This is a genomic window from Mesorhizobium sp. M2A.F.Ca.ET.037.01.1.1 (assembly GCF_003998075.1).
Classification (GTDB): domain Bacteria; phylum Pseudomonadota; class Alphaproteobacteria; order Rhizobiales; family Rhizobiaceae; genus Mesorhizobium.
The window spans coordinates 1-8,891 of sequence record NZ_RZSA01000167.1; the positions used below are offsets into that span (position 1 = coordinate 1).

The 8,891-nt window shown below is 64.2% G+C and carries 9 protein-coding genes and 1 pseudogene; 3 read left to right on the forward strand and 7 right to left on the reverse strand.

The genetic code is table 11. From position 1 onward, the window contains the following. Positions 1-219, reverse strand: a pseudogene (locus tag EOA27_RS11035) (aminotransferase class III-fold pyridoxal phosphate-dependent enzyme); the annotation flags it as partial. A gap of 235 nt (positions 220-454) precedes the next feature. On the opposite strand from EOA27_RS11035, the gene EOA27_RS11040 reads away from it, so the two are divergent. Beyond that, positions 455-1,084 carry a TetR family transcriptional regulator C-terminal domain-containing protein gene (locus EOA27_RS11040; protein ID WP_126083753.1) on the forward strand — a complete coding sequence of 210 codons (630 nt, stop codon included), beginning with the start codon at positions 455-457 and terminating at the stop codon, positions 1,082-1,084. Positions 1,085-1,394: 310 nt separating this feature from the next. Here the strand turns inward: EOA27_RS11040 and EOA27_RS11045 are convergent, their stop codons facing one another. Then, the gene (locus tag EOA27_RS11045; protein ID WP_127256151.1) at positions 1,395-2,267 is read right to left on the reverse strand and encodes a helix-turn-helix transcriptional regulator; all 873 of its coding nucleotides are present in this window, start codon (positions 2,265-2,267) and stop codon (positions 1,395-1,397) included. 103 nt (positions 2,268-2,370) lie between these two features. Between EOA27_RS11045 and EOA27_RS11050 the strand changes: the two genes are divergently transcribed. Beyond that, positions 2,371-3,216: an SDR family oxidoreductase gene (locus tag EOA27_RS11050; RefSeq protein ID WP_127256153.1), complete on the forward strand. Its 846-nt coding sequence runs from the start codon at positions 2,371-2,373 to the stop codon at positions 3,214-3,216. Then, positions 3,213-3,935 carry an SDR family oxidoreductase gene (locus EOA27_RS11055; protein WP_126081949.1) on the forward strand — a complete coding sequence of 241 codons (723 nt, stop codon included), beginning with the start codon at positions 3,213-3,215 and terminating at the stop codon, positions 3,933-3,935. Before EOA27_RS11050 ends, EOA27_RS11055 begins: the two co-directional genes overlap by 4 nt. 36 nt (positions 3,936-3,971) lie before the next feature. Here the strand turns inward: EOA27_RS11055 and EOA27_RS11060 are convergent, their stop codons facing one another. From EOA27_RS11060 to EOA27_RS11080, 5 genes are all read right to left on the reverse strand, one after another. After that, positions 3,972-4,430: a carboxymuconolactone decarboxylase family protein gene (locus tag EOA27_RS11060; protein WP_126081948.1), complete on the reverse strand. Its 459-nt coding sequence runs from the start codon at positions 4,428-4,430 to the stop codon at positions 3,972-3,974. A gap of 37 nt (positions 4,431-4,467) precedes the next feature. Continuing rightward, positions 4,468-4,986, reverse strand: a complete 519-nt coding sequence (locus EOA27_RS11065; RefSeq protein WP_126081947.1) for an Rrf2 family transcriptional regulator — start codon at positions 4,984-4,986, stop codon at positions 4,468-4,470. Positions 4,987-5,324: 338 nt separating this feature from the next. Continuing rightward, positions 5,325-6,638 carry an NAD-dependent dihydropyrimidine dehydrogenase subunit PreA gene (gene preA / locus EOA27_RS11070; RefSeq protein ID WP_126081946.1) on the reverse strand — a complete coding sequence of 438 codons (1,314 nt, stop codon included), beginning with the start codon at positions 6,636-6,638 and terminating at the stop codon, positions 5,325-5,327. Between the two features lie 2 nt (positions 6,639-6,640). Next, positions 6,641-8,005 carry an NAD(P)-dependent oxidoreductase gene (locus EOA27_RS11075; protein ID WP_126081945.1) on the reverse strand — a complete coding sequence of 455 codons (1,365 nt, stop codon included), beginning with the start codon at positions 8,003-8,005 and terminating at the stop codon, positions 6,641-6,643. A gap of 114 nt (positions 8,006-8,119) precedes the next feature. Then, on the reverse strand, positions 8,120-8,878 hold the full coding sequence (locus EOA27_RS11080) for a gamma-glutamylcyclotransferase (protein WP_127256155.1): 759 nt from the start codon (positions 8,876-8,878) through the stop codon (positions 8,120-8,122). Positions 8,879-8,891 lie beyond the last annotated feature (13 nt).

The window sequence follows — 8,891 nt, forward strand, 5'->3', positions numbered from 1 at the left end:
GTGCTGGATCGCCTCGGTGATCTTCGGCCGGCAGTGGCCGGCGTTCACGCACCACAGGCCAGCGGTGCCGTCGAGCACCTTGCGGCCGTCGCTGGTGGTGTAATGCATGTCCTTGGCGGACACGAACATGCGCGGCGCCTGCTTGAACTGCCGGTTTGCCGTGAACGGCATCCAGAATGCGCTGAGATCGTTCGGCGTGACTTTCAGCCGGTTGGACATGACCAGGACTTCCCCTTGTAACCTGTTTCGGTGCGGCCAACGCTTGGTCTTTGCTGCGTTTTCATGCTACGCAAATTTTTGACCGGTTGGACAAACGTTAGCGCCGCCTGTCGGCGGTCAAGGGATTACTAGCGGAAATGCGGCATAAAAAGCGCGCTCCACAGCCCAAGGAAAAACTGGTCCAGAGAATTGGTCCAGATGGGCGCCGCGGCGGATTGCAAGGATGACGGACACGATGGAAGGCTCCGCTCCCCGCCGCACCCGCATCCAGCAGGAAAAGCGCGAGCTGATCCTGGAAGCGGCGCTCGAAGTCTTCTCCGCCAACGGTTTTCGCGGCTCGACCATCGACCAGATCGCTGAAGCCGCCGGAATGTCGAAGCCCAACCTTCTCTATTACTTTCGCCGCAAGGAAGACATTCACGGGACATTGATGCAGCGCTTGCTCGACACCTGGCTGGCGCCGCTGCGCGAGCTGGACGACATCGGCGACCCGCTGACGGAACTCAGGAGCTATATCCGCAGGAAGCTGGAGATGGCACGCGACTTCCCGCGTGAAAGCCGGCTCTTCGCCAACGAGATCCTGCAGGGTGCGCCACGCATCAAGCCGATGCTGGAGGGCGAGTTGAAGACGCTGGTCGACGAGAAAGCCGCCGTCATCAAAGGCTGGATGCGCGCCGGAAAAATCGCCCGCACCGATCCCTGGCACCTGATCTTCTCGATCTGGGCGACGACGCAGCATTATGCCGATTTCGATGTCCAGGTCCGCGCCGTGCTCGGCGCCGATCGCGGCGGCGACGGCCGCTTCGAGGACGCGGCGCGGTTTCTGGAGCAGCTGTTCCTGGATGGGTTGAAGCCGAAGGGCTAGCGTCGACAAGATGGCTTAGCGGGTGCGACCCGTCTCCGTCATCTGCTTGTTGCCGACCTTGGAGACTGGCGAGGCGTCGTCACTTCGTCATCCACGGGCGAAGCGGACGCGGAGACCCGAGGATCCATTCCGTTATCTTGATCGAAGGGCGCAGCGGAGCAGAATTCTGCACCGCAGAAGCGCATTGAAGTCACGGAATGGATCCTCGGGTCTGCGCTGCGTCGCTACGCTCCTTGCTCCGCCCGTGGATGACGAAGTGATGGGCTTGCCGCTGCCTTTCTCGGACGGCTCCGCCTTCCAGCAATCGACCTCACGCGCTGCGCCGCTCGGTCGGAAGCTCCTCGAGCAGCTTCCGCAACTTCGCTACCGAGTTCTGCTCGGCAAGCGGCGTATAGACGATCAGCCTCATATCCGAACCGTCGTCGATCGAGAGGCTCATATGCTCGAACGTCATCGCGCCGGCGATCGGATGCCGCAGGTGCTTCAGGCCGGAAAGCCTGTGCACGACATCGCGCTGCGGCCACCATTCGCGGAACTCCGGACTTGAGCGCATCATCAGCGCGATCAGCCGCTCGAAATCCGGATCGCCGGTGTATTTCGCGCTCTCGGCGCGGAACGCGGCAAGGGTCGCGCGCGCCAGCTGCTCCCAGTCCACCAAAAGGTGCCGCCGGTGCGGATCGGTGAAGACGCCGTGGAGGATGTTGCGGGCATCGCCCTCCAGCTGGCCGTAATCGCCGAAAATGGCGACCGCCGCGTCATTCCAGGCCAGCACGTCCCAGCGCGGGCCGACGACATAGGCGGGCTGCAGCACCAGGCTCTGCAGCATGTGCAGCAAGGGTCCTTCGACCTTGCTCTGCACGATGCGCCGCCACTCCGGCTGCTGGCGCCCGGCGAGCGTGAACAGATGGCGCTGCTCGGCGCCGTCGAGCCGCAGCGCCTGGCAAAGCGCCGACAGCACCTCGACCGAGGGCCGCACGTCCCTGCCCTGCTCCAGCCAGGTGTACCAGGTCGTGCCGACGCCGGCGATCATCGCCACTTCCTCGCGCCTTAAGCCCGGCGTGCGCCGCCGCGCGCCGCAAGCGATGCCGGCGGCATCAGGCGAAAGCCGTTCGCGCCGCGAACGCAGGAAGGCGCCGAGCTCGCGCCGGCGGTGATCTTCGGGGGAATGAGCGACGGCATCCATGCGCGTATTATAGCAGTACTGATACCAGGATAAAGTTTGAACTGTTTGGGATGCGCGCGGTGTCCCATCTTTCCGTTCAGAGCAGCGCAAGGAGGCTCTGGACATGGAACTCAAGGACAAAACCATTCTCGTCACCGGCTCGACCGACGGCGTCGGCCGTGTGGTCGCCGAAAGGCTCGGCGCCGCCGGAGCCCGCGTGCTGGTGCATGGCCGCGACACAGGTCGCGGCAAGGCGACGGTCGCCGCGATCGAGGTCAAGGGCGGCAAGGCGGAATTCCTCGCCGCCGACCTCGCTTCGCTTGCCGAAGTACGCCGCCTCGCCGAAGCCGTGCGCGCAAGGACCGACAGGCTGGACATCCTGATCAACAATGCCGGTGTCGGCACCGGCGGCCAAGGCGCCAAGCGGCAGGTCAGCGCCGACGGCTACGAGCTGCGCTTCGCCGTCAACTATCTCGCCGGCTTCCTGCTGACGTCCGAGCTCTTGCCGCTTCTCAAGGCAAGCGCGCCGGCGCGCATCGTCAATGTCGCCTCGGCCGGCCAGCAGGCGATCGATTTCGTCGACGTCATGCTGACGCATGGCTATAGCGGCGTGCGCGCCTACTGCCAGAGCAAGCTGGCGCAGATCCTGTTCACCGTCGATCTGGCTCAGCAGCTCGAGGGCACCGGCATCACCGTCAACGCCTTACATCCGGCAAGCTACATGGACACGACTATGGTCCGGCAGGCGGGCGTCACGCCATGGAGCTCGGTCGAAACCGGCGCCGACGCCATCCTCAACCTCGCGACGTCGCCGGCGCTCGAAGGGCGCAGCGGTCGCTATTTCGACGGCCAGCGGGAATCGCGCGCCGATGCGCAGGCTTATGACGAAAAGGCGCGCCGCCGGCTGCGGGCGCTGAGCCTAGAATTGACCGGACAATCTTCTGCAACATCCAAGGAACAACACCCATGAGCGAGACCATCGAACATTGCGTCATCATAGGCGGCTCATCCGGCATCGGCCTCGCGACGGCCAAAAAGCTGGTCAGCCCCGCCATGAAAGTCACGATCACCGGCCGCAATGAGGAAAAACTCAAGGCTGCGTGGAAGAGCCTGGGCGGCTCAGCCGACAAGGCTGCGTTCGATGCCGGCAATCCTGATGAGGTGCAGCGGTTTTTCAAAGACCTAGGGCCGTTCGATCACCTGGTTCTCGCCGCGAGCGGCGGCAAGGGGCTGGGACCGTTCGCGACGCTCGACCTCGCCGATATCGGCAGCGGCGTCGACGAAAAGATCCGGCCGCAATTGTCCTGTCTGCAGGCAGCCCTGCCGACGCTGAACAAGACCGGATCGGTCACCTTCATCTCGGCTGTCTCGGCGCAGATCGCGGCGCCGGGCGTCGCCGGCATCGGCGCCATCAACGGCATGCTCTTGACCGTCGCGCCGATCCTCGCTGTCGAGCTGAAGCCGCTGCGCGTCAACGTCGTGGCCCCCGGCGTCATCGACACCCCATGGTGGGACTTTCTGCCGGACGATCAGCGGCAAGCGGTGTTTGCCGAATATGCCGGCAAGACGCCGGTCGGCCGCATCGGCCGCGCCGAGGATGTCGCCGAGGCGATTGCCTTCCTGGTCTCCAACGGCTTCATGACCGGCCAGGTGCTGACCTGCGACGGCGGCTTGAGGTTCGCGGCCTAGAGGATGCGCGCGGACTCCCATCCGCGCGCCCTAGGATCAGGCAGCCTTGGCAGCCGGCATCGGATGGATGGCGTGGAAGGGAATGCACAACCGGTTCCACGTGTTGATCATGCCTAGTGCGACCGAGAGCTTGACCAGTTCCTCTTCCGAGAAATGCTCGAGCGTGCTGGCGTAGAGCTCGTCCGACACGCCATTGTCGGCGATCAGCGTCACGGCCTCGGTCCATGCGAGAGCGGCACGCTCGCGCTCGGAAAACAGCGGCGATTCCTTCCAGGCGGCGACGAGATAGAGCCGGGTTTCGGTCTCGCCGTCGCGCCTCGCCTCGCGGCTGTGCATCTCGACGCAGTATGAGCAGCCATTGATCTGCGAAGCGCGGAGCTTGACCAGGTGCAACAGGCTCACTTCCAGCCCGCATTCGTCGACGGCCTTGTTGAGCGCCGACACCGCCTTCATGATCTCGGGGGCCTTGGCAAAGAACTGCAATCTCTGTTTCATCGTCTTTCCTTCCAGTTTTTTGGGTGGGGTTAGGGGTTTAAGTCTGCTTGGATGAAGCGGATTTCTGCGGCCGCTGGTGGCGCTCGACGAAGGCGCAGCTCGCGGCATAGGAGCGCGGGTCGCCTTCGGCCGCGTACTCCGCCACGAGATCGGACAGCTTTACGTCGGCAAGCGCCGCCCGATAGGCGCGCTCGGCCCTGAGCATCGCGGCGTTGATGCCGCAGGGCTTCACATAGGCCGAGGCGTCGATCTTGACCGGGCCGCGCTGGCGGATTTCGCCGCAGCGGAAGGCAGGCTCCCTGCCCTCGACCGCCAGCACGATATCGAGCAGCGTGATACGTTCCGCCGCCCGCGCCAGCCTGTAGCCGCCCGCCGGCCCCGGCACCGATTCAAGGATGCGCGCCGCCGTGAGCTGGTTGAGATGCTTCAACAGATAGCTCGGCGACAGCCCGAAACACTCCGCCAGCGCCGCGCCCGGCATGGTGCTGTTGCCGTCCACACTGGCCAGCGTCGCCGCGCAGTGGATGGCCGCCTCAACGCCATCGCCCAGTTTCATCGTGCCGATCTCCAATTCGTGGATATAACTTATCGTGGATAATTTTTATCTGCAATAGGAAAATGCAAATTGCTCTGCCATTCATCAAGGCAATGTGAGAGAACGGCGCTTCGCAGGACCTGGGTTCCTCGCACCCCGCAAAGCGGGGGAGAGGTGGCCCGGCGAAGCCAGGACGGAGAGGGGGACCACCCTCTGCGAAGCCAGAAACCGGTCAAGGACGAGGCGCAGGGAAAAAAGGCAATCAAGGCCGTCGGCGGTCCAGCCGCCGCGAAGGGCCCTCTCCGTCCCGGCTTCGCCGGGCCACCTCTCCCCACTGTCGTGGCGCGAGGAACCCGAGCTTATTCCGCCGCTACCTTGGCCATCGGATTGTTCGGATGCGTCGTCCAGTTGGCGTAGATCGGCGACACCGGCTTGCCAGTGCGTTGATCCACGACGCCGGCAGCCAGCGGCTCCATGGTGATGCAGCCTTCGACCGGGCAGACATTGACGCACAGATTGCAGCCGACGCATTCAGCCTCGATAACCTCGAAATGCCTCACACCATCCACCATGTTGGTGATCGCCTGGTGCGAGGTGTCCTCGCAGGCGATGTGGCAGCGGCCGCATTTGATGCAGGCGTCCTGGTCGATATGCGCCTTGGCGACATAGTTGAGGTTGAGATACTGCCAGTCGGTGACGTTGGGCGTGGCGCGGCCGATGATATCGGAGAGCGAGGCGTGGCCCTTCTCGTCCATCCAGTTTTCCAGGCCGGCGATCATCTCCTGCACGATCTTGAAGCCGTAGGTCATCGCCGCCGTGCAGACCTGCACATTGCCGGCGCCGAGCGCCATGAACTCGGCGGCGTCGCGCCAGGTGGTGATGCCGCCGATGCCCGAGATCGGCAGGCCGCGGGTTTCGGGATCGCGCGCGATCTCGGCCACCATATTCATGGCGATCGGCTTCACCGCCGGGCCGCAATAGCCGCCATGCGAGCCCTTGCCGTCGATGGTCGGCTGTGGCGCAAAGGAGTCGAGATCGACGCCGGTGATCGAGTTGATCGTATTGATCAGCGACACGGCGTCGGTGCCGCCGGCATGCGCGGCTCTCGCCGGCTTACGGATGTCGGTGATGTTGGGCGTCAGCTTGGTGATGACGGGCATGCGCGTGTACTGCTTGCACCAGCGCACCACCATCTCGATATATTCCGGCACCTGGCCGACCGCCGAGCCCATGCCGCGCTCGCTCATGCCGTGCGGGCAGCCGAAATTGAGCTCGATGCCGTCGGCGCCGGTCTCCTCGACCAAGGGCAGGATCGCTTTCCAGCTTTCCTCCACGCAAGGCACCATGATCGAGGCGATGAGCGCCCGGTCCGGCCAGTTTATCTTCACCTGCTTCATCTCGCGCAGGTTGGTCTGCAGGTCGCGGTCGGTGATCAACTCGATGTTGTTCAAGCCAAGCAGCCGGCGGTCGGCGCCCCAGATCGCGCCATAGCGCGGACCGTTGACATTGACGACCGGCGGCCCCTCTTCGCCGAGCGTCTTCCACACCACGCCGCCCCAGCCGGCCTTGAAGGCGCGCTCGACATTGTAGGCCTTGTCGGTGGGCGGCGCAGACGCCAGCCAGAACGGATTTGGCGACTTGATGCCGATGAAGTTGTTGCGGATGTCTGCCATGCTCATGCCCTCCCGTTAGAGGTCAGTGCCCGGTGGATGCTCTCGGCCGCGTCGCGCCCTTGCGCCACCGCCGATACGGTCAAATCGTCGCCGCCGAAGATGCAATCGCCGCCCGCCCAGACCTTTGCCAGCGACGTGCGTCCTTCGGCGTCGACCTTGATGCGGCCGCCTTCGAGCTCGATCGCCTCTGCGCTGCCGTTGAGATGCGCCGGCACAAAACTCTGGCCGATCGCCTTGAACACCTGGTCGGCGACGAGCGTGAGCCGCTCACCGGTGCCGACAAGCTTGTCGCCGCTCATAGCGGTGTATTCGAGCTCGATGGCCGAGACCTTGCCGTTCTCGCCAATGACGCGCTTGGGCTTCAGCCAGTGGCGGATGGTGACGCCGTTGGCGGCGGCCAGATCCTGCTCGAACTCCGAAGCGTTCATATGCTCCTGGCCGCGCCGGTAGCAGATCGTCACCTCTTCGGCGCCGAGCAGCTTCGACTGCACCGCGGCATCGACCGCCGTCATGCCGCCGCCGATGACGACCACGCGCCGGCCGACCGGCAGGCTGGAGAGGTCGCTCGCCTGGCGCAGTTCGGCGATGAACTCGACCGCGTTGGTGACGCCGTCGGCGTCTTCGCCCTCGGCGCGCAGCGCATTGACGCCGCCGAGCCCCATGCCGAGGAACACCGCATCATAGTTGCGCATCAGGTCGGCCAGTTGGAAGTCGCGGCCGAGCGCCTTGCCGTTCTGGATGTCGATGCCGCCGATCGCGGTGACATAGTCGACCTCAGCCTGGGCGAAATCGTCGACGCTCTTATAGGCGGCAATGCCATATTCATTGAGGCCGCCGGACTTCAGCCGTGCCTCCAGGATCGTCACCTCATGGCCATGGCGGGCAAGGCGATGCGCCGCCGCCAGCCCGGCCGGACCGGCGCCGACCACGGCGATGCTTTTCCCGGTCGGCTCGGCGCGCTTGTAGAACTGCTTGCCCTCGCTCATCGCGACATCGGTGGCGTAACGCTGCAGCCGGCCGATCTGCACCGGCTTGCCTTCGGCCACTTCGCGCACGCAGACCTCTTCGCACAGCGTCTCGGTCGGGCAGACGCGGGCGCACATGCCGCCAAGGATATTCTGGTCGAAGATCGTCTTGGCCGAGCCCAGCGGATTGCCGGTCGCGATCTGGCGAATGAACAGCGGGATGTCGATCGACGTCGGGCATGCATTCATGCAGGGCGCGTCGTAGCAGAAATAGCAGCGGTCGGATTCGACCAGCGCTTCGTGGTGATCGAGCGGCGGGTGCAGGTCGGAAAAATTGTCGGCATATTGCTCGGAAGACAGCCGGCCGCCGGCAATGCCCTCGATGAAATGACCAGTCGCCATTCCAGTTCCCCTTGTTGTCGTTTTGGGGAAGGCTAGCACGTTTTATTTTTTTATCAATTGGTCAATTTTCGGCCAAACCCCTGAAAAGGTTGAGTAAAAACATGACAAATTAAATCATGTTATAGCCGCCTCATTGATCTCTGCCGCGTCATGATTTGTGACCCGGTGGCCATGGATCGACCGGATCTCGTCCGCCACCAATTCCTGCAGCCGCCGCAGATTGCGGTCATGGATGCCGAAGGTCTCAAGATGGCTGACGGTGTTGTAGAGATATTCAGCACCCGAGCCGACATGGCCGCACGCGCGCGCCAGCACCCAAGCCACCTTCTCCAGCGGCTGCCCGAGCGACGTCCCCCTGCCCGTCACACCGACCCAGAAGCCCAGCGCCCGCACCCGACCTTGCGCCGTCCGCACCGGAACCCATCTGACGGAGGCGACGCTCTCGTGGTCGTCGATCTCGCGTCGCAGCAGCCTCTCGATCTGGGCGGTCTTGTCGTCGTCCGGCAGGCGGTAGATGACGCCGTCGCAACGTCCGCCGCGTTCAAGCGCCATCATCAGTCCGGGCTGCTCAGCGCTGCCTCTCCAGCGCACGAGATCCAGGCAGAAGGAGCGATGCCAGCCATGCGCCGAGGCGCGCTGCTGCTCGACCGACTCGAAGGCCGGTTTCCAGATCAGCGAGCCATAGGCGAACACCCAAAGCGGTCCCTCATCGGCTTCGTCGGCAAGACGCGTGGCGAGCGCGCCGAAATCGTCGTCGCTGAGCTGCGTCCACTCCCCGCTCGGACCGGGATCGATCTCCTCGCGATGGCAAAGAGGGGTTTGCCTTCCATGCGCCAGATGTCGCTCACGCCCGAGCTTGTGGCTCTTTGCCATCGCGAGGCTGTCT

What these genes read in the sequence shown, in the direction of transcription:
- EOA27_RS11040 (WP_126083753.1), top strand. Translation starts at nt 455, where the DNA reads ATGGAAGGCTCCGCTCCCCGCCGCACCCGCATCCAGCAGGAAAAGCGC.
- EOA27_RS11045 (WP_127256151.1), bottom strand. Translation starts at nt 2,267, where the DNA reads ATGGATGCCGTCGCTCATTCCCCCGAAGATCACCGCCGGCGCGAGCTC.
- EOA27_RS11050 (WP_127256153.1), top strand. Translation starts at nt 2,371, where the DNA reads ATGGAACTCAAGGACAAAACCATTCTCGTCACCGGCTCGACCGACGGC.
- EOA27_RS11055 (WP_126081949.1), top strand. Translation starts at nt 3,213, where the DNA reads ATGAGCGAGACCATCGAACATTGCGTCATCATAGGCGGCTCATCCGGC.
- EOA27_RS11060 (WP_126081948.1), bottom strand. Translation starts at nt 4,430, where the DNA reads ATGAAACAGAGATTGCAGTTCTTTGCCAAGGCCCCCGAGATCATGAAG.
- EOA27_RS11065 (WP_126081947.1), bottom strand. Translation starts at nt 4,986, where the DNA reads ATGAAACTGGGCGATGGCGTTGAGGCGGCCATCCACTGCGCGGCGACG.
- preA (WP_126081946.1), bottom strand. Translation starts at nt 6,638, where the DNA reads ATGGCAGACATCCGCAACAACTTCATCGGCATCAAGTCGCCAAATCCG.
- EOA27_RS11075 (WP_126081945.1), bottom strand. Translation starts at nt 8,005, where the DNA reads ATGGCGACTGGTCATTTCATCGAGGGCATTGCCGGCGGCCGGCTGTCT.
- EOA27_RS11080 (WP_127256155.1), bottom strand. Translation starts at nt 8,878, where the DNA reads ATGGCAAAGAGCCACAAGCTCGGGCGTGAGCGACATCTGGCGCATGGA.